Here is a 26397-nt window from a genome sequence, read left to right on the forward strand (position 1 = left end):
AGCTCCAGGTGTTCGTCGACCCGTCACGGTCGCCGGCCACCGCACACGACCGACTTCGGTCGGGGCCCATCAGTCGGAAGGTGGCTTCCGACGGGATTCTCCGGATGACGCGAGGACCAGGTCCGGCTCGGCGTCAGCTTGACGCCGAGACCCGGTACACGACGGTTCCGTGGGCGGGCACGGTGGCGGAGATGTTTCCGGTGCTCCGGGTGTCGACGTGCTGCCACACGTCGCGGAGGTTGTAAGCACTCGCGTTGGGAAGTCCGGCCGCCCTGGCTGTGGTGCTTATGGTCCGTGACTGTCCGGTCTCGTTGAACAGGGCCACCGCGCGGCTGCCGTCGCTGAGCTGCTTCACGAGCACCCAGAGGCCGCCGGTGGACGACAGCACGGTGGCCTGCCGTCCCAGCCGGTCCTGGTCGAGGGCGATCAGTTCCTTGTTGAGGAGGATCTGCATGGTCTGCGCAGAGGCACGGCGCAGATCGGTGCCGATGATCAGCGGTGCGGCCATCATGGACCAGAGCGAGAAGTGGGTGCGGTACTCGGTGTCGTTCATGCCGCCGTTGCCGACTTCGAGCATGTCGGGGTCGTTCCAGTGGCCCGGGCCGGCGTAGCCGGCCAGTGGCAGGTTCTGCTTGGCGATGCCCAGCATCGAAGCCCAGTTGTCACGGATGTCGTAGGTGGTGCGCCATGAGTGGCCGGTGTCCGCTCCCCATTCCCAGGGACGGGTCGATCCCCACTCGCAGATGGAGAAGACGATAGGTCTGCCGGTCGCCTTCAGTGCGTCGCGCATCGCGCGGTAGCGGCCGATCGTGGCGGCTTGGCTGCTGTTGGGGTTGTTGCAGTTGTCGTACTTGAGGAGGTCGACGCCCCAGTTGGCGAAGGTCTGTGCGTCGACGGCCTCGTGGCCGAGGCTGCCGGGGTAGCCGGCGCAGGTGGCGCTGCCCCCGTCCTCGTATATCCCGAACTTCAGGCCCTTGCTGTGGACGTAGTCCGCGGTCGCCTTCATGCCGCTGGGGAACTTCGAGGGATCGGCGACCAGACGTCCCTGACCATCGCGGCTGTGGGTCATCCAGCAGTCGTCGACGTTGACGTACGTGTAGCCCGCGTCTCTCAGGCCAGTACTGACGAAGCGGTCGGCCGTCTGCCTGATGAGCTGGTCGGAGACGTTGCAGCCGAAGGAGTTCCAGTCGTTGAACCCCATCGGTGGGGTGAGAGCCAACCCGTCGTTCAGGGCGGCGGCGGGGGGCGCGGTGGCGACATCACCGGTGACGGCGGCCGTGGCGAGGCCTCCGGCCCACAGGGTGGCGACGGTCATGTACGACAGCATCGTGCGAAAACGCGGTGGCATGAGCGTTTCCCTTCGCGTGAATGGAGAGGGTGGTAGCGAGGGTTCACGGAATCACTCGTGTGATCACGAACATGGAATCCGACTGACCCTGCTTGACAGTCTTCGAAGGCGAAGCCGGATTGCCTGCCACCGTCGATGAGTCGTGGGGGAGGCGGAAATACATGGATCGAACACGCTTGACGCGACGCCACGGGTCGCGTGAGCGGCGGTCTGTGTGCGAAATGGCTGCGCGGAAAGGGTGCTTGACGCTCATGTCGGTGAGCGTGCTGAAGCGAGAGTAGGGCTTTCCCGCGACATTGTCAGGCGCGCGTCAATATTCCTAAGAGTGGTCTTATTTCGCCGCCCGGGTATTGGCGTGACGCCACTTCGGAGAATGGCGGCGTCCCGCAGGCGCAGGCAGGAGGCGGCTCCTGTACGCAAGGATCCACTCGTACGGAACCGGAGGCTAGTGCCCTCTCGCAGCCCGCGGGGAATCCGGCGCGACCGCACTCCGCAGTCGCTCCTGGTACGCCGGTGCCTGCCGGGCGGCTTCCCAGTAGGCGTCTTCCAGTTCGGTGAACGCGTTGTCGAGTGCGGACTCGGTGCGGGCCGCGAGCAGGAGCCGGACCCCTATGGGGTCTCCCCGCAACGGCCGGATCGCGAGGTCGGAGCGCATGCGGGCGGTCGGCTGGCTGACCGTCACCGCTTGACCGGTGGCGACCAGGGAGTATGCGGTGAGGTAGTCGCCGTGCAGCATCTCGGGAGCCAGCCCGGCGTCGCGCAGCACGCGACTCAGGACGTCCCATTCGCCGTCTGCCGAGGAGTCGACCATCCAACGGTCGTCGGCGAGGTCGCTGAGGCTGACCTCGCGTCGCGCGGCCGCTGGATGGTCGATCGAGAGGGAGACGAACTGCGGCTCCCGTTCGACGAGTACACGCAGGCGGAGCGTGGGGGGAATGCGCAGCGGCCTGCCCTCGACTTCGTGCACGAAGGCCATGTCGAGTTGGCCGGCGACAACCATGCGCAACAAGGAGTTCGCGGACACATCCATCCGCAGGGCGGGTTCGATCTGCGGTGTGCGGGCACGCAAGCGTCGCAGCCAGCCCGGGATGGCCCAGCTCGCGGTGGACCCGATGCGGAGTTGTCCGGTGGAGGCGTGTGCCGCCGCGGCATTCGTCTCGGTGATGAGGGCGGCGAGTTCGTCGACCAAGGGCCTGGCGCGGCTGAGCACCGCATGTCCCAACGGCGTGGGACGGCAACCGTGGCCGGCGCGGGTGAACAGAGCACCGCCCAGCGCGATTTCGATTCGGCGAAGCTGTGTACTCAGCGAGGGTTGTGCTATGCCCAGTTCCCGGGCTGCTTTGTGCAGGCTGCCGCTGTCAGCGATGGTGCAGAGAACTCGGAGGTGTCTTACCTCAAGATTCATGAGGGGGAGGGTAGGGCGACCCGAGGTTGCTGCGCCAGCCGCGTAAATACTAATAAAGACAGGCGTGTTGGGCATGATAGCTCCCGAGCTATCACCGGTTGCCATTACCCACCCACCCTTCGGCCTCCCCGAAACTCCTTGATGAGCAGTCACCCGCTGCTTGAAAAGTGACCAGTAGGAGCCCCCACATGAAGTGGTCCAACGCGCCCGTCAAGTCCTCCAAGAAGTCCGCCAAGAGTGCCGAGAAACTGCTGGCCGCCGCGATCGGCCTGGGTCTCGCATCGGCCGCACTGTGCACCGCGACCCCGGCGAGTGCCCAGACTGCCGGACCCGCCCCGTCCACGTCGGCCGTCAGCCCGTACGCCGGCCGGTCGGGCTCGGCCGAGAGCGCGGCCAACAACAAGGCCTTCTTCGAAGCCGTGCTCAAGTCGGTCGCGACGAAGCATGCGCTCCGGCCGAACCTGGCGTCGGTGACCGTCTACTACAACGCCTCGCAGGCGCCCAGCTTCAGGTCGCAGATATCGACCGCCGCATCCATCTGGAACAGTGCCGTGTCGAACGTCAAGCTTCAGGAGACCTCGGGCAGCGGCGACTTCTCCTACTACGAAGGGAACGACTGGAGAGGGTCCTACGCCTCCACCGACGGTCATGGCAAGGGCTATGTCTTCATCGACTACCGGCAGACCCGGGCGAACGACCCGCTTCGCGTCACGGCCCACGAGACCGGTCATGTGCTGGGGCTGCCGGACCACTACAGCGGCCCCTGCAGCGAGCTGATGTCGGGCGGCGGCCCCGGTCCGTCCTGCACCAATCCGTATCCGGACGCGAACGAGGGCTCCCGGGTCGACCGGCTCTGGGCCAACGGCCTGGCGAAGGTGATGAAAGCCATGAACTCCAAGCGCTGACCACTTGTCGGCGCAACGATTCAGCCCCTGCGGACCTCGGCCTCGTGCCGGGGCCCGCATCGCCGTTCGCGGTGGTCCCGCACTGTTCTTTCCGTTGTTGACGGGACGTTTGTTCCGGCAGTGACGAACGTGCCCTTGCCGAGCCCCGCTCCACCGGTGCCGCCCCCGGAAGGCGTCTGACGTGGCGCACACACCCGCCCACCCCCGTTCCTCGAATCCTGCGTGTTCGCGCAGAGACGCTGCGCGCAGGATGAGCGATCATGTAGGGGGGAGGTAGTTGTGAATCGCTATGAACGCTTGAACGCGATCCTGGAGATTCTGGGTGAGCGCAGCCGGATCGAAGTTGAGGAGATCACCAAGGAGTTGGAGGTGTCCAGTGCCACCGTGCGACGTGACCTGGACCATCTCGCCGGACAACGACTTCTGACACGTACCAGGGGAGGCGCGGTCGCGCACGCGGTCGCCTATGATCTGCCGCTTCGGTACAAGACCGTGCGGCACGCCGAGGAGAAGCTGCTCATCGGTCGGGCCGCGGCCGGACTTGTGTCTCCCGGCTCGGTCGTCGGAGTGAACGGCGGCACGACCACGACAGAAGTGGCCAGGGCGCTGATCACGAGCATGGACGTGACTCGGTCCGAGGACGATGTGCAGGTCACGGTCGTGACCAATGCGCTGAACATCGCGAACGAGCTCGCGGTGCGGCCGCAGGTGAAGCTGGTGGTCACGGGCGGGGTGGCGAGAGCCCAGTCCTACGAGTTGATGAGCCCGTTGGCCGAGCGCATTCTCGACGAGCTCAGCCTGGACATCACCTTCCTCGGTGTGGACGCGATCGACCCCGAATCGGGGGCGGCGGCGCACCACGAGGGGGAGGCCGCGATCAACCGGCTGCTCGTGCGACGTGCGGCCAAGGTGGTCGTTGTCGCCGATTCCTCGAAGATCGGAAGGCGGGCCTTCGCGTCGATATGCCCGGTGACACAGATCGACATTCTGATCACCGACACCCAGGCGCTGAAGGACGATGTGCAGCGCTTCAGCGACCGTGGTGTGCAGGTGATACAGGTGTAGTGATGACGGAACCGGCATGTGCGTGCGGTTGAGGGGCGGCCCGAGATGACGCGTGGCGGGCCGCCCCGCGTCACGTTGGAGTTCGCCGGAGCGTGTCGAAGTAGAGGAAGGTCCAGCCGACGAGCGGCTGCTGAGCGAAGCCCTGGCGGCGCGTCGCGGGCGGAGTCCCGGCCGCGGCCCTCGGCGGTGTGCGGGGTCCGGGCGGGCGTGGTGGAGGGATGCGCGGCAGCCGGATGCGGCGCCACGGCAAGGTGAACGTTGCCTGATGCGGAACCAGGTGAGGAATCGCACCGGCCGTGAACGGCCGGGCAGTCCTTGACCAGGACGCGCAGAGACAGTGAGCGCTTCTGTTCGAAACGAGTCTCTAGCGAGCAATTGACATCAAGCGTTCGCTCTGCTGCCATGTGACTGGCTGTCAACTCTGTTGCTGCTGAGGGCAGTTGTCTGCCCTCGAATCCCTCCGACATGCAAGGAGGCAAGTTCGTGACGAGATCCGGTCGCCCCACCCCCCGAACCGGAAGTCCCACATTGCGTCGCGCCGTCCGTGGCCTCGCCGCCGCGGTGGCCGCAGCCCTCATCGCCGTTCTCTGCTCCGCCCAGGCCGCCCAGGCCGCCACGGCCGGCAATGCCACCGCGGTCACGCGTTCCGGGGACACCTTCACGGTCGCGACCTCGAGCGGGGCAGCGGCACGGGTGCAGTTCGCGCGGGCCGACATCTTCCGCATCTGGCTGTCACCGACCGGATCCTTCACCGACGATCCCGCGGGGAAGGACCTCGCGATCACCACGACGTTCGGTTCCGTCGGCACCACTCTCACCGACGCGGGTGGCTACTGGCGGATCGGCACCTCCGCGGTCAGCCTGAGGATCAACAAATCACCGCTGACCTTCGCGCTCTACCGGCAGGACGACTCCACACTGGTGTGGTCCGAGTCGCAGCCCACGAGCTGGGCCGGCAATCAGACGACCGAGTACCTCACCCGTGGCGCCGACGAGCAGTTCTACGGCACCGGCCTGAGGCTCGGCGAGTGGGCTCTGAGGGACAAGACCGTTCCGGTCGCCGTCAGCAACCGGTGGACCGAGAACACCAACGCCAGCCCGGCGCCGTTCTACATGTCGACCAACGGATACGGCGTCATGCGCAACACGTGGGCCCCGGGCTCGTACACCTTCGGTGCGCCCAGCAGGCTGACGCACAACGAGAACCGTTTCGATGCCTGGTACTTCACCGGCAACTCGCTCAAGGGCGTTCTGAACGGGTACACGGACGTCACCGGCAAGCCGTTCCTCGCACCGATCTGGGGGCTGGAACTCGGCAACGCCGACTGCTTCAACGCCTCGAACCCCGCTTACACCGGGGACCACAACCGGCTGCGTCACCAGATCACCCCTGACGTGGTCGGCTATGCCACGGATGCCCGAGACGCCAACATGCCATCCGGCTGGTTCCTGCCCAACGACGGCTACGGCTGCGGTTACACCAGCCTGCCGTCCACGATCTCCGCGCTCAAGGCCAAGGGCTTCAACACCGGGCTGTGGACCTCGACAGGCCTGGGCAACATCGGCTCCGAGGTCGCCGCCGGCAGCCGGGCGGTCAAGACCGACGTCGCCTGGGTCGGCGGCGGCTACAAGAATGCCTTCGCCGGCGTCAACCAGGCGGTCTCGGGCATCGAGAACAACTCCGACGGCCGACGTTTTGTGTGGACGGTCGACGGCTGGGCCGGAACCCAGCGCAACGCGGTCGTGTGGACCGGTGACACCAGCGGCACGTGGGATGCGATGCGCTGGCACGTCCCGGCGATCACCGGCGCCGGTCTCTCCGGCCTCAACTACGCCTCCGGCGACGTCGACGGCATCTTCGGCGGCAGTCCGCAGACGTACGTCCGAGACCTGGAATGGAAGGCCTTCACCCCGGCCTTCATGACGATGTCCGGCTGGGGACCGACCAACCCGTCCGCCGGCTACCAGGACAAGCAGCCCTGGCGGTTCGCCGAGCCGTACCGCTCGATCAACCGCAAGTACCTGCAGCTGAAGATGCAACTGATGCCCTACCTCTACACCATGAGCCGGGTGGCCGCCGACACCGGCGTGCCCTCCACGCGGGCGCTAGTGCTCGAGTACCCGAACGACCCGGTGGCGCGCGGGAATCAGACCAGCGGCCAGTTCATGGCCGGTGACTCGTTCCTGGTCGCCCCGGTCGTGTCCAACTCCACCACGCGCAACGGGATCTACCTCCCGGCCGGAAGCTGGACCGACTACTGGACCGGCAAGGTCTACAACGGCCCCGGCTGGGTCAACGGGTACTCCGCGCCGCTGGACACCCTGCCCCTGTTCGTCAAGTCCGGTGCGATCGTGCCCATGTGGCCGCAGATGAACCACACGGGGGAGAAACCCCTCTCCACTCTCACCTATGACATCTACCCGCGTGGCAACTCCTCGTTCAGCCTCTACGAGGACGATGGCACCACACGTGCCTACAAGTCCGGGGCCTTCGCCCGCCAGCAGGTGAACGTCACTGCTCCGGCCAGTGGCAGCGGGACGGTCACTGTGACCGTCGGGGCGAGCGCGGGCTCCTTCACGGGCAAATCGGCCTCGCGTGGCTACGAAGTCGCTCTCCACAGCTCCACCGCACCCGGTTCGATCACTGTCGGCTCGGCCACGGTGGCCCCGCTGACGAGCCGTGCCGCCTACAACTCCGCGGCCACCGGCTGGTTCTTCGACCCGACGGACCGCTCGGGCACCGTGTGGGTGAAGGTCGGCAACGTGGCGGACGGCTTCACTGTCACTGCGAACGGCATCACCGTGCCGACCGGCTCGGGGATCTCGCCCGCGCCCGCGTCATGACCTGAACCACTGTGTCACCGAACGGTCTTGCGCCCTGAACCGGCCCCGGCTCCCGGGACGGGCAGGACCCGTCGGCCGGGACCCGGAGGAACCTGGGGCCCGGCCGACGCGGTCGTCCACCCAGCCCATGCGGGGGCCACGCCTCCCTGAAGCCACGCTCCCGCGGCCGTCTGCTGCCCCGCGGCTTCCCGCGGCGTGTTCCCGTACCCGCTCCGCGCGGCTGCCTGGACGGTGTCGTGCGGCAGGATCCTCCACCCAGCGTCGATCGCGCACCCCTTCGTCCGCGTTCTCAGGCCAAGGACGGCAACAGGGACTTGTCGCTGATGTCTTGTGGCAGAGGTTGAGCGAATCTGCTCACTGAGCTCACTGAACGCGCGTAAGCTTTCATGTAGGCGACAGCAAGGACTCCTTCGCGGTCAGAGGCAGGCGTGTCGCCGCGTCGCACCGCGTCAAGACCTTCCCTCTCCCGGCCGTTCACGCGCGCACTGCGCTCGAAGTTCCGGGATCGTGCGCAACGCGCCTGAGCATCCACGTGACCCGGTGAAAGCGACGAGGCTCCCCAGAGATCCGCACCGGTTCGACCTCAGGTCAGGAAAGAGTGTCATGCACCGAGTCGTAAGAGAAAGCCCCGGCAATCCCGTCGTTCAAACCGGCGCCGTGCCATCAGCGTCCAGCCGTTCCTCCCATAGGAAGGCGCTGTCCCACCACCTCGCCCCGGCCACGTCGGTATCCGGCGAGTCCCCGACCGTCCTCACACTCGGGCTCAGCCGCAGCCACATCGCCGGCGCCGTGGTTGCCGGGGACCATGTCCTGATGTTCACGCGGTGGCCGGTGACACCGACACTCGACACCGACGAAGTCGTCGACCTTCTCCTGGACTGCACCATGCACCTGGTGAAGCTCGCCGAGCGGGTGGGGCGGCGTCCAGCGGCGGCGAGTGTCGTCCTGGCCGAGGAGGGAGACGAGGCCACCGGCTTCGCGTCCATCGTGGGGGAGCGCCACTGGCGAGGGGTGCCGGTTCGGACATGGCTGGAGGAAGACCTCGAGCTGCCGGTCACCGTCGGACATGAGGTGCGGGCCGGTGCTCTCGCGGAAGCACTTCTCGGAGCCGGGCGCGGCAGCCGTGCCCTCCTCTACGTGCCCGTCGGGGACCGACTGCCGGCTGCGATCATCCTCGACGGCCAGGCCGGGGACGGCCACCGGTCTGTCGTCGGTGACCTGGGCCGCCTGCCCACCTGGACGACGTGCGATGCGGGCACCCGCGGAGCCGAGCGGGTCGAGGACATCGCCTCGGCATCCGCCGTGACCCGCCGCTACGAGAGCGCCGGGGGAGAGGCCGGGCTCTCCGCCCTGGCCGTCCACCAGCGGGCCAAGGCGGGAGACGCCGACGCGGCCCGTGTGTGGGGCGATGCGATCGAGGCGTTCGCCGATGCCCTGGCCTCCGCTGCCACGATGCTCAGCCCGGACCGCGTGGTCGTGGGCGGTGAATTCGCCGAGGCCGGCAAAGCCTACTTCCGCCAACTGAGGCGTGCCGTGGCCGCGCGAGTGCAGTCGCCTCTCGTCATCGTCCCTGCCCAGCTCGGTTTTCAGGGCTCGCTGCTCGGCGCCGCGCTGCTGACTCGCGAGGCACGAGCGACCGTTCAGCCACGCTGACGCCTCCAGGTGCTGCCCTCGCCGCCGACCTCCAGGTGACTGCGGGTTCGCGGTGATGCGACAGCGGGCCGGATTCCGGCTCCCTCGTCGACGCCGGACCGCTGTCAGAGGGGCCGCCCCGCCGGCTACCGCGTCCATGACCTGTTCAGTCTCCTCCTCCACCCGGCCGGGGCCACGCCCCTGGGCCACACCTGCCGTGCGCGATGCCACGGACTTCCCCCGCCGTTTCCGGCCGACCACACCCCGCTGCACTTCGGAGGTTTCCGAACCCATGGCCCACACACCCTCGTCCTACGAGGAGATCGCACAGTCGCGACCACGAATCCGCAGGGATGTGCTTTTCACCCAGACACCGTCCGGCGTGCTCTTCCACAACGCGCACGGCGGGTTCAGCGTCGCCACCCGGTCCGCCTACCGCTTCGCCACGCTCCTCGTGCCCCACCTCGACGGCCGACGGCGGGTGGAGGAACTGTGCTCCGGTATGGGGACCAGGCACCGAGACATGGTGGTCCAGCTCGTCTGCGCGCTCTACTCCCGAGGCTTCGCACGGGATGCCGCACCCACCTCCGCGGCTGCCACGCTCCTGTCGCACGTCAGCGAGCGATTCGCGCACCAGCTCGACTACCTCGACCACTACGCGGACGACGCGGTCGGACGATTCCTCCGCTTCCGGTCCACCCCCGTCGCCGTCCTCGGCGACGACGCCCTCGCCCGTTGGGCCGCGCTGGGCCTGCTGCGCAACGGGTGCGCCGCCGTGGCCGTCACCGGACAGCAGGCCCAGCACAGCGTCCTGAGCCGCGAACGCCACGGTGTGGAGGCAGGCGACCTCGATGCCGAGGTCACCGACCTCGCCGCGGCGGGATGCGGCCCCCGCCTCACCCAGCTCACCGAGCCGGCGGCCGGAACGTATGCCTGGGACGACCTCGAAGGCTGGGACACCGTCCTGGTGACGGGCGCGGCCGGGCATCACCAGATGCTCCGGCTGCTCACGAAGGGTGTGCCCGCCGGCCGCCGACTCCTTGGAGCCTGGACGTTCGGCAACAGCGCCGTCGTCGGCCCGGTGATGACCGCGGGAACCCTCGGCTGCTGGTGTTGCGCCGCCCTGCGGCTCGGCGCTGGTGCCAACGCGGCCGACAGCGCGGACCTGTGGAGCGCGCTGGGTCCCGCCGCACCGCTGGACGCTCCGCCGCCCCGGCTCGGCGGCCCGCTCGCGGGGATGCTGGGCAACCTCCTCGCCTTCGAGGTGTTCCGACTCGTCACCGGGGCGCTGCCCGCGGAGACCAGCAACCAGATCGTGGTTCAGGACCTCGACACCCTGGACGTGCTGAGCGAGCCCCTGCTGCCCCACCCCCGTTGCCCCTTCTGCTCCGGCGCCGCCACCAGTGCGGTCGAGCCCGCCACCCTCACCAGTGACATCCTGCGCGCGGCACACGCCGACGACGAGCCCACCGCACACCCCGCCGACGGAGCATCCGACGAAGCGGCGCGGACCGCACTCGCGGCCCTGGCGGAACGCGACATCCTCGTCCAGGAGAGGGCCGGCGTCTTCACCGCCTATGCCGACGAACACTGGGAACAGACCCCGCTCAAAGTCGGCACCTTGTGCCTGGGCCTGGGGGCCGGCCGCGAGCGCCTGATATCCGCCGTCGACGTCCACCACGTCGCCGGCGCGCGACTCACCGCCCTCTTCCGCGCGGCGGAAGTCTACGTGGAGCATGTCGTCCCGCCCCGGGTACTGGACACCGTCGCCCTGGAGGCAGCCGTCGGCAAGTGGCCACGGATCGAACCTCTCGAACTGGCTGTCTCCAGCGGCCTCGACGTACCCGTCGATCGGATCATCCACTGGATCGAGGCCACTTCACTGCTCGACGACCAGACGGTGCTGGTGCCCGCCGGTGCCGTGCGCACCCTGGGCGGCTGGAACGACGAGGGTCTCTTCGAACGGACTTCGGCCGGCACCGGCGCCGCCGGCAGCCCCCGTGCCGCGCTCGGCCGTGCCCTGCGAACCGCCCTAGCCCACGACGCGCTGCGCGGCGCGGTCCGCCGCACAGCCCCGGTGCACGTGGTCCACCCGGTCTCCCTCACCGGGGACCCCGAACTCCTCTTCCTCCTGCGGTCGGCGGAGAACCTCGGCGTCACCGTCGAAGTCCTCGACCTCACCGCGGCCGGCGGGCACACCGTGCCCGTCGTCGTCAGCCGTCTCGGCGACCCGGAGACCGGCGAACAGCGCTGGTCCGTCGCCTGTGGCCTGCGCCGTCGCGGGGCGGCCCGCGAGGCACTGCGAGACCTCATCGGCCGCGAGCAACTGCGCCGCGTCGCAGGCCCGTCCGACCCGGGCGACCCGCTGTGGGCCGACCTGGACGCCGCCACCCTCGTCGCCGTGACCCCCGCACCGGCCCCGGACACCGTCACCACGTGGGCCGCCGTGCTGGACAGCCTCGCCGCCGCGGGCCGGGACGTTCTGGTGGTGCCGGTGACGGCTCCGGACCTCGCGGCCGGCCATGTCCACGCGGTCCGTGTCCTGCTGACCGAGGGGCGGCCCCGTGTTCGATGAAACCGCTCCGCCGCCGCGCGCCGAGTCCCGGTCAGGGACCGCGGCCTCCGCCGGGCCCTGGGACGCGGTGTGCGCCGACCTCACCGCCGCCGTCGCGGATCGCGCGGCATGTCACCGCCCCGTCGCACCCCCGGCCGTCGTGATCCCGTTCGGATTCCGTGACGAACTGACCGCCGAACCAAGAGACTTCCCCGCGGGCACCGTCGTCGTCGGCCTGTACGGGCATCACGCCGTGGTCGGCCCGGCCAGGTCGGCCGGTATCCCCGGCTGTCCGCAATGCCTCGCCCGCCGCTGGCAGGCGGTGCGGGCCGGCTTTCTCCGGGACGCGGTGGAGGTCGGCGACCGGCCCCGCGCCAGCGGGAGCCCGCCCTGGCGGGCCGGCTTCGCGGTGGACGCCCTCGCCGGACTCGTCGCGGCGACGGCCCGGCAGCCGCGTCCCGCCCGATATCCGCATGTCTGGCTCCTGGACCTGGAGACCCTGCGTGTCTCACGGTTCCCGCTGGTGCCCGACGGCGAGTGCCCCTCCTGCGGGACGCGCCCCGACGACACCGCCGACGCCGCTCGGATCGCCCTGGACCCCACACCCAAACAGGCTCCGGACGTCTTCCGGCTCCGCCCGCTGGACGCCTACGACCTGGTCCCGGAGGCGTTGACCAACCCGGTCACCGGGATGCTCGGCCCGTCCGTCGTCTCCGACCTGACGGTAACGTCGACCTCCTCGACGGCCGGCGCGTTCACCTCACGCTCCGGCACCTGTCTGCGGGACTGTCACTGGGGCGGCCACACCGGTGCGTACGCCACCAGCGTCCGTGCCGGCTTGGTGGAAGGCATGGAGCGGTACGCCGGCATACGGGCCCGAGCGAAGAGGACCGTGGTCAGCGCTTCCCTCGACGAGCTCGGTGACATGGCGGTGGACCCGCGTGCCACCGGCATGTACTCCGAGGCCTTCCCCGACGCCGAGCCGGACACACCGCGTTTCGCTCCGGACCGTCGGGTGAACTGGGTGTGGGGCTGGTCGCTGCACGAGGGCCGGCCGGTGCTCGTACCGGAGGCGATGGCGTACCACCACGTGCCCGGCGGCCGCCGGCGCCGCTTCGTGCGGGAGAGCTCGAACGGCTCCGCCTCCGGTGGCTGTCTCGCGGAGGCCGTCTACCACGGGCTCATGGACACCGTCGAGCGCGACGCCTTCCAGCTCGCCTGGTTTGGTCGCGCCCGGCTGCCCGAGATCGACGCGTTCACCAGCACCAGGCTCGAAACCCGTGCCATGGTCGACCGGTTGGCGATATACGGCTACCGGGCCCGATTCTTCGACACCCGCATCACCTTCCCGGTGCCGGTGGTCACCGCCGTGGCCGAACGTGCCGACGGGGAGCCGGGACCACTGCGCTTCGGTGCGGGCGCGTCCCTCGACCCCGAGGCCGCGCTCGCCGCCGCTCTCCGCGAGATCGCCGCCGGTGCCGTAGGCCTCCGCCGCCGAGCCGTCTCCCAGGACTTCCGGCCGCGTCGCGCGGCGCGCGATGTCGGCGACGTACGCGCCCTTCACGACGATCGCCCCTCGTACGGGCTTCCCGAGACGGGCCGGTGCGCCGACTTCCTGGTGCGCCGCCCGGACGACGCGGACCAGGTACCCCTTGCCTCGGTTGCGGTCGGCCCCGGAACGCTCCGTCCCTCCGCCGACCTCCGGGACGACGTCGAGGCATGCGTGGCGGCCGCGACCGCCCGCGGCTTCGACGTCGTGGTGGTCGACCAGACCGCCCCTGAACAGCGGGACCTCGGCCTCCGTACGGTCAAGGTGATGGTGCCCGGACTGATGCCGAGCACCTTTGGCCGGAGCCGTCGGAGCGCAGTCCCCGATGTCTCGCGCTCGCCGCGTGCCGCACGGGACCGGGCGCCGCGGGGACGACCGTAACCCGGCGACGCAACCGTGTGCTCGGCCCTTCGCACCACCCGCCCCCGGCACCCGCCCTGCGCGCGGCCGGCGACCATCCACGAAGAGCAGAAGAGGGAGTGCCGTGGGATACGCCCATGAGTACGTGACTGCGGTGACGCGGAGAGGAAGGATCCCCATGGAGCCAGCCGACTTCGTACCCGACTGGTCCGACCGGCCCCGCCAGGGAAAGTTCTTCCCCCACCTGCCGTCCTTCCCGCTGCCCGACGGCGGCTGCGCGCCTGATGCCACCCTCGACCGGGGCCTGTTCGGTGAGCGCGGCACCGGCGCGTTCACCCTGGCCATGCTCGGCGCGATGCTCCGCGACTCCTACGGTCTCACCGGCCGACGCCTCGCCGTACATGCCGGCTCGGACCTGATCTCGCTGCCGTCGCACTCCCACGCCAGCTGGTCACGAGGTACCGCGTCCGGAGGCGGTCTCTACCCGATCGGCATCCACTGGGTCAGCGGCGCGGGCGGCCCCCTGACGCCCGGTGTCTACCACTACGACCCCCCGCGTCACCGCGTCACCCGGCTGTTGTCGGGCGACGTCACCGGCGAAGTCCGCGCGGCCCTCGGAGAACTGGAAGAGGCCGCGGCAACCGACCAGTTCCTCGTCCTGGGCGTGACGTTCTGGCAGAACTCCTTCAAGTACGACAGCTTCGCCTACCACGTCGGCACGATGGATGTCGGCGCCCTCCTGCAGACCTGGCGCATGTGGGCTCGCGCCCACGGTGTGCACATCGGCAGCGCCTTCTGGTTCGACGAGCTCCGCCTGGGTCGGCTGCTGGGCCTGGACCCCGCGGCGGACGGGGTGTTCGCAGTCGTTCCGGTGCGCTGGGCCGACCGCGCCCCGGCGACACCAGCCCCTCGGACGCCCGGGGCCCGCGTCCGGCGTGTGCCTGCCGAGAAGTCCCGTCGCACACACCTCTTCCCGACCGTGGGCCTTGTCCACGCCGCCACGTTGGACGGCGCGGCCGACAGGCCCGCCCCCGGCGCCCTTGGTGCCGCCCATGCGGCGCCGCACGGCCCCGGCGTGCGCGTCCCGCTGCCTCCGCCCGCGCCGCTTCGTACCTCGGTGCGACGGTCACTGCGGGACCGTCGCAGCAGCTTCGGGCGGTTCACCGCCGGCCCCCTGCTCGACCCGGCGCGGCTCTCCGCCGCGCTTCGCGCCGCCGTCGCCGCCGGCACGTTGGACAGCGACACCGAAACACCCGGCGGTATGCCCCTCACCCGGCTCTGCGTCTTCGTCAACCACGTACGCGAAGTGCCGGCCGGCCTGTACCAGTACGACGGGGAGACCGGAGAGCTGGTGCTGTCGAAGGCCGGTGAGTCCGGCGCGTTTCTCCAGGCGAACTACTTCCTCGACGACTACAACCTGGAGCAGGCCGCCGCCGTTGTGGTTCCCGTGGCCCGCACCCATGATGTGCTCGACGCCGTGGGAGACCGCGGGTACCGCCTGGTCAACGCCGTCGCCGGCGCGACCGCCCAGGCCGTCTACACCGCCGCTTCCGCCGTCGGCACCGGCTGCGGTGCCGTCCTCGGCTTCGACTGCGTCTCGTTCCTGGGGAAGCTCGGTCTGACCGCACGGGGCGAGATACCGCTGGTCGTCATGATGATCGGCGACGAGCGGCCCCGCCCCGCCGACTACCGCTACGACATCGTCGCGCCATGACCTCCGGCCCTCGTCCCGAGAGGCATCGCCGAGGAAGCGACACATACGTACTCCGCCCCGCGCAGAAGGCCTTGGCCGGGGGAGTGCCCCGCGCCCCTTCGTAGCCGCGCCGCCGCGGGGAGCCGCTGCCGTGCGCCGTCTCCGGTTCGTCCGGCACCGAGCCGGGGCCACCACCTCCGCGGACGGCGAGACGGACATGTTCCTCGTCGGCCCGTCGACAGGGCGCCCGTGTGGCGGGCGCAGCAGCACCGCGCGAGTGGTCCGCGCATGGCGGAGGCCCCGGTGCGCGGTGCGCGCTCCGGGGCCTCCCATCAACCACGTCCTGGGCGTCAAGCGGTGCAGGAGGTGGTGTTCGTGGAGGACCACCTCGCCGATACGAAGAGCAAGGCCTCGTCGCTGTCCGTGCAGTCGGTGATCTCGAACGTCTCCGATTCGAGTTCGAGGATTTCCTGGACGAGAGCGGCAAGGGCGGTGTCGGCCATGGCAACTCCTTCTGGATGCGGGGACGGGATCCCGAACGAGACGGAGAGCCCCGGCCGGTGGTGCACTCGACCGCGCCGGAGGCTTCCGAACCCGCCGATGTCTTCCTGCCCACGTGGTGGCGACGTCACCGCGTGGGCCATCTGCTGTCACTCCGCCGACGACCCCTTCCCGAGGCCCGTCCGGACCTCGGGAAGCACGCCCGCGCGTCTTTCTACGGCTTGCCGGGCAGAGAGTGATCGGCGCTGATACGTGTGCCGTTGACTAGACGCAGGCGCCGCTGACCCGCCAGACGGCGGTGCCGTGCGAGGGCACGGAAGCGCTGAGTGCGGAGAAGGCGTTCGATGTGGTGCCCGTCCAGAGGTTCTTGGCCCGGACGGTGCACCCCGGAAGGCCCACCTGACTGAACGGCACGGACAACGTCTGGGTGCCGCCCGTGCGGTTGAGCACGGCCACCGCCCGGTCGCCGTTGGCCAGCCGCTTGACCAGGACATCGCTGGACGCGTTGGACGCGGCGACGGTCGCCTGGATTCCGGCGGTGTCCTGGTCCACCGCGATCAGATCGGTGTTGCCGATGGCCGCGAGGCCGGCCTGACTGAGGTTCGACACGTCGGAGGAGAGGATCAGGGGTGAGGCCATCATCGCCCAGAGGGCGACCTGGCTACGGGACTCCTCGGCGCTGAGCCCACCGGCCCCGGAGATGATGAAGTCCGGGTCGTTCCAGTTACCGGGGGAGGCGAACGAGGTCAGGCCCTTGTTGTAGCCGTAGTTGTACATGACGCTGCCCCAGCGGGAGGAGTTCCCGTTGTACATGGCCACGTCCGCGCCCTCGCGCCACAGCTGCCCCACCTGGTGCGACCAGTTGATGACGGAGTACCAGTTGGACTGGCCCTGGAAGTACGCGGGTGCGGAGACGGACAGGATGATGTTGCGGCCGGAGTTGCGCAGAGCGGAGGCCTGCGCTTCGTAGGCCTGCCGATAGGCCTGCTCCATCGACTGCCCGCCGGGAACCGGCACGTTGCAGCCGTCCAGCTTGAGATAGTCCACACCCCAGGAGGCGAAGTCGGCCGCGTCGGTCGCGAAGTGGTTGGGCCCGCTGCCGGGGTAGCCACCGCAGGTCGAGGTGCCGGCGTCCTCGTAGATGCCGAACTTCAGGCCCTTGCGGTGCAGGTAGGACCCCAGCCAGGCCATGCCGTGGGGGAACTTGGAGGGGTCCGCGACCAGGTGGCCGCTCGCGTTGCGGCTTCTGGTCATCCAGCAGTCGTCCACCGTCACCGTGTCGTACCCCTTGGCGGCCAGGCCGGTGGAGACCAGGGCGTCCGCGTTGGCGGTCACGATCTTCTCCGTGACCTCGCATCCGTAGTGGGCCCAGTCGTTCCATCCCATGGGCGGCGTGAGCGCCAGCGGTGTGCTGGATGTTGCTGTGGGGGAGGCCTGCACCGGTGCGGTGGCCAGAACACATGCGGTGAGTGCGGTCACTGCCGCTACGACGGCCAGCCGTTTGGGAGAGCGGGGCTTTCTGAACACGGTCGACTCCTTCGAAGTCCTGTGTCTGAAGCAGTGGGGGTTACCCAGCGGGGTACACCGCCGCCGAGTGAGCACAAGTGCAGTGTCTCTGAGCGTAGTTGTCAATGATGCAACGCAACTACTCATCTTCAGACGGGAATTGCGCAGGAGGCGCGGTCGAGATGCTTGGCTGCCCGGCGTGATCCAGCAGACCTGCGAGATGCGTGGAAAGCGCGACCGGGTGTCGAATAGGCGCGACCGGGTGCGGGCCGCCGGTGAAGGCAATGGATCGGCGCGCATGGATCCGGCGAGTCGACATCCATGGGTTCTCGGGGCAGGGCGTTCGGCGGAGCGGGCGGCCGTGTTCCGGAAACATCGACCTTTCCGGCCTGGCACGGGGACCCCAAGCGCCCGAACGAGCGTCACGTCAAACGGTCACCGGCCCTGTTGTATGGCTGTTTCGTGTTCCTCCGCCGCTTTGACGGACGTGATCGGCGGCAGGTCGCGAAAAGATCCGGCGTGGTCCGCGACAACCCGGCCCAGTCGCCGACCGGGTCCAAGGGGTTCGTCGGAGTCGTGGCCACTGCGCACGCCCGGGCACCGCCCCCTGCAGGATGGGGACGATGCCTGGGCGTGCGCAGTGGCCGTCGATGAGCGCCACCCGAACCCCGCCGCGAGGCGGAATTTCACAGGACCGAATACCGGAGACTCGAATTTTTCCTAATTAAAGAATGTTGGCGGTGTGAATGTAGTCGCGCCGCCAAGAGTTCTGTATGCCGCGAGACCCTGCCGATCGGTGTGCTCCGCGTGTGCGACTGACTTCTGGCTGGGGAGGCGTGTGAAGCGCAGTGCGGCCGGATGGACCGACAGGGTCGTCAATCCCGTGGAATTCCGGTTCCCTACCCTCGGGGTCAGGATTCATCGTGCGGTCAACTCCATAACACTGTCAAGGCAGTTTAATTACTAATTATTTGGCGCCGGATGCATCGTGGAGGGCTGATGGTAGAGATTCTCTGCCGGCTTCGGGAGTGCCACCTCCACTGTGTGAGTTCGGGTTTGCCATAGTCGTCTCAAGGGACTCTCATCTGTGCAACAATCTGAGCGCTTGAGTCTGAAATCAAGCATTAACGATCAGCCCTCGTGGCCCCTGATCACCGGCGATGGCCGCAGCGGGCCCAAACCGCCGTCTCCGGAATTCTCGCGCGATGGGAGATTCTCTTGCTGCCGCGCGTAGGCAAGCTGCTGTCACGTCTGGTCGCGGGCGCCGCGCGGAAGCGCACGCCGCAACGGGCGTCACCGGCGCTGTCGCGGCGGCGCACGCTGCTGGAGCGACGCCGGCCGCGGTTCCCCGGGATGGTGGATCGGCCCACGTCCGGCCGTTGTGGTCCGCCGCCGTGGACCGTTCGGCGTCGATGTTGTTCGGGGGTTTGTGGTGGCGTCGGGTGGCGGGTGAGAAAGGGCATGCAACGTGCAGTCATATGCGCGCCGTGGAGTGCACGGCCGGACGGTGGAGGTACTGGCTCACCGGGTGCTCAGTGGTCAGCTTCCGGAGGGGGCGACGCTGGACATCGCGGCGTTGCGGCACGAGTTGGGTGTGAGTCTGACGACGTTGCGGGAGTCGTTGAAGGTGCTCGCGGCCAAGGGGATGGTGGATGCCCGTCAGCGGCGGGGCACGTTCGTGCGGCCGCGGTCCGACTGGAACCTGCTGGATGCCGATGTGCTGCACTGGCAGTTCACGGGCCGGCGCCGTAGTGCCGTCGATGTGACGCTGCTGCGCAGTCTCGGTGAGCTCCGCGGGATCGTGGCTCCGGCGGCGGCACGGCTGGCCGCGCTGCGGCGTACCGACGCGGACATGTCCGCGCTGCAGAGCGTGCTGAGCGCCCTGGGCGAGGACGCCGGACCGGAGCAGACCTCCAGGACCCATCAGGCGTTTCACCGGGCACTGCTCGTCGCCACCCACAACGAGGTCCTGGAACGCATGGTCACGGTGATCACCATCGGGGTGGCCCAGCACGGCCACCTGGCCTGCGGCATCCACCCACGCGACGAAAGTGTTCAGCTCCGCTTCAAAACCATCGTCGAGGCCGTACGGGAGCAGGACGCGGACGTGGCCGAGCACGCCATGCGTGTTCTCCTCGCCGAACGGGCCTACGCGTGCGACACGACCGACCCCCGCACCCCCGGCTGCCCCTGCACCACCGACCGCCCGCACATCCCGCCACAAACCCGACGACCCCAATGACCACCATACCCACCAGCGACATCCCACCGGTGACGCAGGACCCAGCCCCCTGGTCATCGTTGTGGGGCTTTCCCCGCTTCCACACCTTCAGCAGCGGCAGCGGTCCGAGAATCCCGCAGGCTGACGTGATGTGAAGGAAGGCGGGAACCGAGGCGTGGGCTGACGTTCCGTCTCCCGCCCCCACCGCTTGAAGCCGTGCGTGCGGCTCTCCCGGGACGCTCCGGGGAGCCGCACGCTGGTCCGCTCCTCCCTGGGCCCACAAGTGGGCCCGCCGGTAACCGTGTTCGCGGATGTCCGACGAGGATCGGCAGACCGGCCAGGGCCCGGCGGTGCGCTACGAGGCGTGGGGCCCTGGGGCCGTGGCCCGGTGAAGTCGCAGCACACTGTCGGGCAGCAGTCGGCTCGCGGCGGCCCCACGGTGACCCGCCGACGTGGGCGAAAGCCTTGCGGTGGGGAGCAGTTCGAGCTGCTCACAGTGCCAGTCGGCGGCTTCGAAGACGGACAGATCGGTGAGCCCGAGCATTTCGAGAGGTGTCCCGGCGGCCTGCGAGGCCTGAGTGAGGCTACGGGCGGAGTCGGTGGAGACGACGTCGCAGATCCAGTTCGTGTCGGTGCCCAGCCGGCCCAGAGCACTGGCGAGCGCACGGACGGCGGTCGGGGGCAGGTAGGTCAGCAGCCCCTCCGCGAGGACCACACATCGCCGCCCGGCGGTGCGCGGCAGCAGCAGGCGGGCGAGCTGGTCGGCGTCGCGCAGATCGCTGACCAGCCGCTCGACAGGGACCGCGGCGTCCGCCGAAGGCAGCAGGCGGTCCTTGAGGTCGAGGACCGATGCCGAGTCGACCTCGATCACTCGGCAGCCGTCCGGCCAATCCATCCGGTGGGGCCGTGCGTCGAAGCCAGCGCCGAGGTTGACGCAGACGTCCACCCGCTCCCGCGTGAACAGCTCTGCCAGCATCCGGTCGATGAGGACCGTGCGCGCCACCACCACGGTTGTTCCGGCCGTGTGCCGGGTGATGTCCCGGACGGCCGCGGGGCAGAGTTCGGCGAAACGGGCCGCGAAGGGGTCGTGCAGGGTCGTGTCGGGGCTCGCTGTCGCCTGGGCCCGCGCAAGAGCGGTCAGGAAGGCGGTGGCGGGCACATGGTCGGTGGCTGCGCTGTCGAGTGTCACCGTGCTCATTCCCAGCGGAACAGGCGCACGGCGGCGGCCCCGGCGAGCACCAGCAGGCCGCCCAGCACGCCGACGTCCAGGACGACGTCGGTGGCAGTGCCCAGCCAGGCGTGCTGCAGGAGTTCCACGGCGTAGGTGGCCGGCAGTGCGTCGCTGATCGCCTTCATGGTGGAGGGGAAGATCTGCACGGGGATGGTCGCCCCGGACAGAAAGATCATCGGGAAGTAGACCAGATTCGCCACCGCCGTCGCCGCACGCTCCGAAGGCGCGACCGCCGCGACGACGCCTCCCAACGCGTACATGACGAGGGTCGCGAGGAGCAGCGTTCCGCCCGCGGCCGCCACGTTGGCCACCGAGTGCGGCACGTGCAGGTCGAAGAGCAGGTATCCGGTCAGGATCAGCAGCACAGCGCCCATGAGGCTGAGCGCGATGTTCACCAGTCCTTGGGCGATCAGCAGGGCCGAGGGGCCGAGGGGCGTCGCGCGGAACCGCTTGAGCACCTTGCGGTCCCGGTACTCGGCCAACCCGAGCGGAAAGCTCATGAGTCCGGTGACCGAGACCACCATGACCAGGTAGGCGGGGACCGACATGTCCACCGTGCCCCGCTCGCCGAACAGGCTGGAGGGTTTGTTGCCGTAGATGCCGCCGAACATGCACAGCATCAGCACCGGGAAACCGAGCGCGAAGAAGACCGGAGCGAAGTTCCTCATCATCCGCCGCGCTTCGAACTTGACGACCTGCCAGAGAAGTCGCATGGTCAGACACCGCCCTTGTCGCTCACGGTCCGGTCGGTCCCGGCTCCGTCCGATCCGACGCCGACCAGCCTGAGGTAGGCGTCCTCGAAGCTCGGTGTGCGCCGGGTCACCGCGGAGGGCGGCAGTCCAGCCTCGACCAGTTGCCTCAGGACGCGGTCGTAGTCCGTCGGGCGCCTGGCCTCGTACTCCACTCGCCGGTCCGTTCCGCCCGGCAGCCGGGTCAGCCCGAGGGCTTCGAGTCGCTGTTCGATCCCGGGATCCGCGTCGGGATCGAACGAGATGGTCGAGGGGCCGCCGTGCGTCGCGGTCAACCGTGCCGGGCTGTCCAGCGCGACCAGTTCACCATCGAGCAGCACTCCGACCCGTGTGCACAGCGCGGCCACCTCGTCCATCGAGTGCGAGGTGAGCAGCACCGCGACGCCTCGTTCGGCCAGGGCGAGCACAGCGTGCCAGGTCCCCCGCCGTTGCTCCGGGTCCAGACCGGTGGTCAGTTCGTCGAGGACCACAAGCCGCACATCGCCGACCTGCGCGAGCGCCAGGGCGAGGCGCTGGCGCATTCCCCCGGAGAGTTCCGAGATGAGGCTGCGTCGCCGACCGGCGAGGCCGAAGGTCTCCAGCAGCCGTGCCGCGGCCCCCGGGGCGGCGTAGATCGCCTCATAGAGGTCGCACAGTTCACCGACCCGGGCGCGGCTGGGGAACTGGGATTCCTGCAACTGCATGCCGATCAGGCGGCTGACCGCCTTGCGTTCGCGGCGCGGGTCGAAGCCGCAGACGGAGATCGAGCCGGACCCCACGGGGTCGCGCAGGCCGCCGACGGACTCGGCGATCGAGGTCTTGCCCGCGCCGTTCGGTCCGACCAGCCCGAGGACCTCGCCCGGCCCCACATGGAAGGAGACGTCGCGAACGGCGACCAGGGAACCGTAGGTGATGGTCAGCCCTTCGACCTGTACCACCGTGTCCTCCACAGCAGCGGTTGCCGTCCGGGGGACGAACGTACGTGTGCGTTTCCCAGTCACAGGCTCAGCCTCCTTGGTGCTGACGAAGTGCGCGCACTGGAGGCGACGCTGAGATTGGTGTAGAAGCCGGCGAAGGACATGTGCAGGGCCACGGCGGGCAGGATGCTGCCCGTGGCGGCGACCAGCAGGCAGCCCATCACGCCGAGGGAGAGGCTGGCCGTGCCCAGTACGTAGGCCTGGACCCAGGTGGAGACCAGGGCGACCTGGCCGACCGCGAACAGAATGGTGCCGAAGGTCATCGCGAACACGAATCCGCCACCGCCATGGCCGATCCCCAGCAGGACGGCCCCGCGGAACACCAACTCCTCGACCAGCGCTGCCGCTGCCGGGATCATCCAGCGGAAGTGCCGGGGAAGGGCCAGGATCGAGGAGATCCACTGCACCCGCGCGATCTCGCCGGGCACGTCCACCAGCGGGTTCGCCTTGTACAGCAGCGAAACACACATGACGTTCAGGCTTGACGTGCCGCCCGCTGCCAGCAGGAGGGCGGGCAGCGAGATCGCCGACGGCTGGCCGACGAACTGCTGGACCGAAAGTCCGGCGAACGCCCCGAGGAGCACCAGCACCGCGGCGCCGAGTACGAGATAGAGCGCCGTCCCGAACAGCGCGAAGGCCACCTCCGGGCGCAGCCCCGTCCTGTCCGCCAGCCGCAGCCCGATACGACGGCGAAGCGCCGGATCACCGAACGGCAGCCGGTACAGCGCCAGCCAGCCACCGACGGCGGCGACGCAAAGACCGGCGTAGTAAGACACGTTCACAAGCGCGCCACCTGTCCTCGCGCCAGGGTATGGACTGTCAGGTTCTGGCAGAGATGGGCGAGGACAGGCACCAAAAGGCTGCCCGAAGCGACCAGCAGCACCCCGAAGACCACCCCGGACAGCGCCTTCTGGAATACCGCGAGGCCACCGAAGAAGAAGTGCCCGAGGGCGTAGCCCGCCGCCGCGCAGCAGATCGCCCACCCTGCGGACCAGTGGAGCGAGTGTTCCAGAACACCGATCCACAGGCCCCGGTACAGCAGTTCCTCGACGACCGCGGTGAGCGCGATCGAGGCGAGGTAGCCGGGCCCCGCCGGGGCGGCCGTCTGGACGGACAGGCGCAGGCCGCGCACTCCGCGCAGTACCTTCGGTACGGCTCCGAGCGCGAACTCGGCGCCGACCATCGCGACTCCGGAGCCGACCGCCACGGGGATCCAGGGAAGGCCGGTGCGCCACGCGCCGAGCTGACCCGGGGTGAAATGCCCGGACATCGCGATGGCGACGGCCAGCGCGGTGACGATCAGGTAGATCGCGGGAACGCCGACCGTCGCGGTCCGCGCCCGGTTCCGCGCCGGGGCCTGCCCGGTGCGGAACGCGGTGGCGACATGGACCAGTCCGGCGGGTGCCACCGTGGCCACCAGCACCAGGCCCTCAAGGGAGCGGGTGTGGGACCACATGGGTCACACCCCCGTAGCTGCGCATCCGGGGATGGCTGTTCGCCGGGAACCCGGGAAGACACATGCTGAGCAGCTCCGGGATGAGGACCCGGACCACCTTCCACGGGGTGTCCGCCAGAGCGGGCGGAGTGATGTCCAGGTAGCCGGCCCACTCGCTGATCGCGGCGATGTCGCTCACCAGCCGGCGGATCGCCGACTCGTCGTCAGGAGCGTAGGGGGCGACCGAGCCGAGCTCCATGCGGCCTGCGGTACGGCTCTCGACGGCGGCGAGTTTACGCTCGGCGTCGTTCGGGGCGGCGAAGTACAGGACGTTGGTGTCGAGGTCGGCGTACGTGGAGCTGTTCTGTGCGAAGTGGACATGGGGGAGGTCGAAGACGGTGCTGAACATGCTGATGGCGAGGATCGCGGTCGCCTCGGCCCCACCGCGCTGCAGCGCCTGGCGCGGGTCCGGATCGGCCTGCAGTCCGAAGGCGATGTACGGCAGTTCGTGGTCGCGCCGTACCAACGTGACGCCCACATTGGGCAGCGGCAGCTCGGGCCTGGTCAGGTAGGTCGCCCGGACCTCGTAGGGTCCGTCCTGACGCAGACCGGCGGCTTCGAGCAGTTCGAGCCCGTCCGCGTCCTGCTCGATGACGGGAGCCTTCGCGTCGGTGTACCAGTTGAGGATGAACGCGTCGATCTGCACGGCCTCGACCAGCGCGCCGAGCAGCGCCTTGTCGAGCGAGACGTGCGCGGCCGTGCCGGTCGAGAAGGACGGGGTGAACATCTTGTCCCCGTACTCGGGGTTGCCGCGGAATCCCAGGAAGAAGAGTTGCGCCGGCAGATAGACCTCGCCCTGCCCGGTGAGGGACGGGCAGGCGATCCAGGCGATGACGTCGTCCTCCGTGGGCAGCTTGGGCGAGTAGCGGGGCATCATGCCAGCGATGCGCTCCTGCTGCGTGGCATCGAAGATCCCGAGCAGCTCCAGCGGCAGACAGCGGTGCCGGGAGGAGAGCGAACGGTAGGAGGAGTACTCGATGCGGTGCTCGAAGAGCGGCATCGCCATCATCGCGGCGTACCGCTCGACCGATTCCCCGGTGAGCCGGGTCACCGCCTCCTCGTTGGTCGACCCGTACCCGGCGAGGTGGTACTGCATCTGCATATGGGGGTCCTGCAGTACCAGCCGGTGGTACTGGGGCATCGAAGCGGTCGCGGTCCGCAGGAACGGCTCGCCCGCGACCCTGGCGGGCGACACCAGCATCCCGGGCATGATGCCGCCCTGGTTGCCCCCGATCCGGGCGTACCGGGACAGCGCGGTGGTCATGCCCGGGTGACCGCGGGTCGGGATGCGGTTCATCGGGGTCCCCCGAGCGCGTTGCGGACGTGACGGTCGACGACGACCCGGCTGCTGAAGTTGATCTCCTCCGCGATGTCCTTCGAGATGTGTCCGCAGGCCGGGCAGGTGCCGATGCGCAGGACGTCCTGCGCCTGCATCTCGTAGGTCGGCAGGTAGATGCTCAGGGCCCGGCCGAGGAAGCGGGACGTGCCCAGTGAGCGCAGCAGCACGGCCTCGTTGACCAGGAACGCGCAGAGCAGGGACTCGACGCCGTTCGGCCCACCGGCTGTTCTCGGCACGGAGGCGCCGACGAACGCGTGGTAGCCGATGTGGTCCTCCAGGCGGGCGAGCGAGCGCTGCTCGAAGCACTCCAGGCAGCCGGTCCGCGGGCTCTCCGCACCGACCACGGTGGCGAACGGTCCGTCGATCAGCCCCACCAGTACCGGCTTCTCCAGGTGGCAGGCCAGCCGGTTGAGATTGCGCAGCGTCAGGATCGAAGCCTGGCTGATGCAGACCACCAACGACGCGCAGGTGTCGAGTTGCTTGACGAGCCGCTTGAGTGTGTCGGCCGCGGCCAGGCCGCCCATCCCGGAGGTCAGGTCGGTGTCGGCCAGTTCGGCCATGAACTCGGCGGGCAGCACTTCCACCGGCGAGCCGAGCGACCGGGTCTGAGCGGAGACATAGGCGACGGCGTTGGGCGAGTCGGCGGCGAAGGCGACTGTGGTCTCGAAGGAGTCGGCGGTGCCGAAGAGGTCCAGGTTCCCGAGGAGCGCCCGCGCCATCTCGGAACCGCGTTCCGAAGGGCGGTCGTAGGCGAGGAAGCCTGCTTGCCGCAGTTCGGTCACCGCCAGCCGCAGGTTCGCGCGCTCGACGGGGGAGAGATCAACGGCCTCGTCGAAGGACCCGTCGGCGGCTTCGCCGGCGGCGAGCCGGTCGAAGAGCTCGGTCATGGTTCTGCGTACCGCCAGGGACTCGTCGCGCAGATCGACGGCCACCTCGGAGAAGTTCCATATCCCCCAGCGCAGCCGGATGACACCAGGTTCGACGGCCAGGAGCCGTACGGATGCCGCGAGGACGATCCGTGGCTCGGAAGTTGCAAGGGTCATT

At 69.2% G+C, this 26397-nt stretch carries 18 protein-coding genes and 1 pseudogene; 8 read left to right on the forward strand and 11 right to left on the reverse strand.

What is annotated here, in order from left to right; all coding sequences use genetic code 11:
- Positions 1 to 142: 142 nt before the first annotated feature.
- Both ACIQ7M_RS03370 and ACIQ7M_RS03375 read right to left on the reverse strand, forming a co-directional pair.
- Positions 143 to 1327: pseudogene (locus ACIQ7M_RS03370) on the reverse strand (glycoside hydrolase family 27 protein); the annotation flags it as partial.
- Between the two features lie 466 nt (positions 1328 to 1793).
- A complete protein-coding gene (locus ACIQ7M_RS03375) occupies positions 1794 to 2753 on the reverse strand; it encodes a LysR family transcriptional regulator (RefSeq protein ID WP_403639132.1) in 960 nt (319 codons plus the stop codon).
- A gap of 188 nt (positions 2754 to 2941) precedes the next feature.
- Here ACIQ7M_RS03375 and snpA point away from each other — a divergent pair, with 188 nt between their 5' ends.
- The 7 genes from snpA (at position 2942) to ACIQ7M_RS03410 (ending at position 15376) form a co-directional block, all read left to right on the forward strand.
- Positions 2942 to 3658, forward strand: coding sequence for a snapalysin (gene snpA / locus ACIQ7M_RS03380; protein WP_403639134.1), 717 nt, complete (start codon positions 2942 to 2944; stop codon positions 3656 to 3658).
- 279 nt (positions 3659 to 3937) lie between these two features.
- Positions 3938 to 4723, forward strand: a complete 786-nt coding sequence (locus tag ACIQ7M_RS03385; RefSeq protein WP_403639136.1) for a DeoR/GlpR family DNA-binding transcription regulator — start codon at positions 3938 to 3940, stop codon at positions 4721 to 4723.
- 528 nt (positions 4724 to 5251) lie between these two features.
- A complete protein-coding gene (locus ACIQ7M_RS03390) occupies positions 5252 to 7567 on the forward strand; it encodes a TIM-barrel domain-containing protein (protein ID WP_403639138.1) in 2316 nt (771 codons plus the stop codon).
- Between the two features lie 813 nt (positions 7568 to 8380).
- Entirely contained in the window at positions 8381 to 9220 is an 840-nt protein-coding gene (locus ACIQ7M_RS03395) for an ROK family protein (protein WP_403639140.1), read from the forward strand.
- Between the two features lie 271 nt (positions 9221 to 9491).
- Complete coding sequence (locus ACIQ7M_RS03400) at positions 9492 to 11774, forward strand: TOMM precursor leader peptide-binding protein (RefSeq protein WP_403639142.1); 2283 nt, start codon at positions 9492 to 9494, stop codon at positions 11772 to 11774.
- The gene (locus tag ACIQ7M_RS03405) at positions 11764 to 13683 is read left to right on the forward strand and encodes a TOMM precursor leader peptide-binding protein (protein ID WP_403639144.1); all 1920 of its coding nucleotides are present in this window, start codon (positions 11764 to 11766) and stop codon (positions 13681 to 13683) included. Before ACIQ7M_RS03400 ends, ACIQ7M_RS03405 begins: the two co-directional genes overlap by 11 nt.
- Positions 13684 to 13840: 157 nt before the next feature.
- Positions 13841 to 15376 carry a SagB family peptide dehydrogenase gene (locus ACIQ7M_RS03410; protein ID WP_403639146.1) on the forward strand — a complete coding sequence of 512 codons (1536 nt, stop codon included), beginning with the start codon at positions 13841 to 13843 and terminating at the stop codon, positions 15374 to 15376.
- A gap of 329 nt (positions 15377 to 15705) precedes the next feature.
- On the opposite strand, the gene ACIQ7M_RS03415 is transcribed toward ACIQ7M_RS03410, so the two are convergent.
- Positions 15706 to 15858 (reverse strand): lantibiotic protein, encoded by a 153-nt coding sequence (locus tag ACIQ7M_RS03415; protein WP_403639148.1) that lies wholly within the window; start codon positions 15856 to 15858, stop codon positions 15706 to 15708.
- 262 nt (positions 15859 to 16120) lie between these two features.
- The gene (locus tag ACIQ7M_RS03420; RefSeq protein WP_403639150.1) at positions 16121 to 17383 is read right to left on the reverse strand and encodes a glycoside hydrolase family 27 protein; all 1263 of its coding nucleotides are present in this window, start codon (positions 17381 to 17383) and stop codon (positions 16121 to 16123) included.
- Between the two features lie 1447 nt (positions 17384 to 18830).
- Between ACIQ7M_RS03420 and ACIQ7M_RS03425 the strand changes: the two genes are divergently transcribed.
- Positions 18831 to 19604, forward strand: a complete 774-nt coding sequence (locus ACIQ7M_RS03425) for a FadR/GntR family transcriptional regulator (protein ID WP_403639152.1) — start codon at positions 18831 to 18833, stop codon at positions 19602 to 19604.
- Positions 19605 to 19938: 334 nt separating this feature from the next.
- On the opposite strand, the gene ACIQ7M_RS03430 is transcribed toward ACIQ7M_RS03425, so the two are convergent.
- Genes ACIQ7M_RS03430 through ACIQ7M_RS03460 form a run of 7 tightly spaced genes read right to left on the reverse strand, consistent with a single transcriptional unit; the run spans position 19939 to position 26396 of the window.
- Positions 19939 to 20781, reverse strand: coding sequence for a class I SAM-dependent methyltransferase (locus tag ACIQ7M_RS03430; RefSeq protein ID WP_403639154.1), 843 nt, complete (start codon positions 20779 to 20781; stop codon positions 19939 to 19941).
- The gene (locus tag ACIQ7M_RS03435; RefSeq protein WP_403639156.1) at positions 20778 to 21527 is read right to left on the reverse strand and encodes an ABC transporter permease; all 750 of its coding nucleotides are present in this window, start codon (positions 21525 to 21527) and stop codon (positions 20778 to 20780) included. Before ACIQ7M_RS03435 ends, ACIQ7M_RS03430 begins: the two co-directional genes overlap by 4 nt.
- Positions 21528 to 21529: 2 nt before the next feature.
- A complete protein-coding gene (locus ACIQ7M_RS03440) occupies positions 21530 to 22480 on the reverse strand; it encodes an ABC transporter ATP-binding protein (protein ID WP_403639158.1) in 951 nt (316 codons plus the stop codon).
- A 59-nt stretch (positions 22481 to 22539) separates the two neighbouring features.
- Positions 22540 to 23301 (reverse strand): type II CAAX prenyl endopeptidase Rce1 family protein, encoded by a 762-nt coding sequence (locus ACIQ7M_RS03445; RefSeq protein WP_403639160.1) that lies wholly within the window; start codon positions 23299 to 23301, stop codon positions 22540 to 22542.
- A complete protein-coding gene (locus tag ACIQ7M_RS03450) occupies positions 23298 to 23975 on the reverse strand; it encodes a CPBP family intramembrane glutamic endopeptidase (protein ID WP_403639162.1) in 678 nt (225 codons plus the stop codon). The genes ACIQ7M_RS03445 and ACIQ7M_RS03450 overlap by 4 nt, the downstream gene beginning before the upstream one ends.
- Positions 23950 to 25311 carry a YcaO-like family protein gene (locus ACIQ7M_RS03455; RefSeq protein WP_403639164.1) on the reverse strand — a complete coding sequence of 454 codons (1362 nt, stop codon included), beginning with the start codon at positions 25309 to 25311 and terminating at the stop codon, positions 23950 to 23952. The genes ACIQ7M_RS03450 and ACIQ7M_RS03455 overlap by 26 nt, the downstream gene beginning before the upstream one ends.
- A complete protein-coding gene (locus ACIQ7M_RS03460) occupies positions 25308 to 26396 on the reverse strand; it encodes a hypothetical protein (protein WP_403639166.1) in 1089 nt (362 codons plus the stop codon). The genes ACIQ7M_RS03455 and ACIQ7M_RS03460 overlap by 4 nt, the downstream gene beginning before the upstream one ends.
- Position 26397: the final 1 nt, after the last annotated feature.

The sequence above is a fragment of the Streptomyces sp. NPDC096324 genome (assembly GCF_044763015.1).
Classification (GTDB): Bacteria; Actinomycetota; Actinomycetes; order Streptomycetales; family Streptomycetaceae; genus Streptomyces.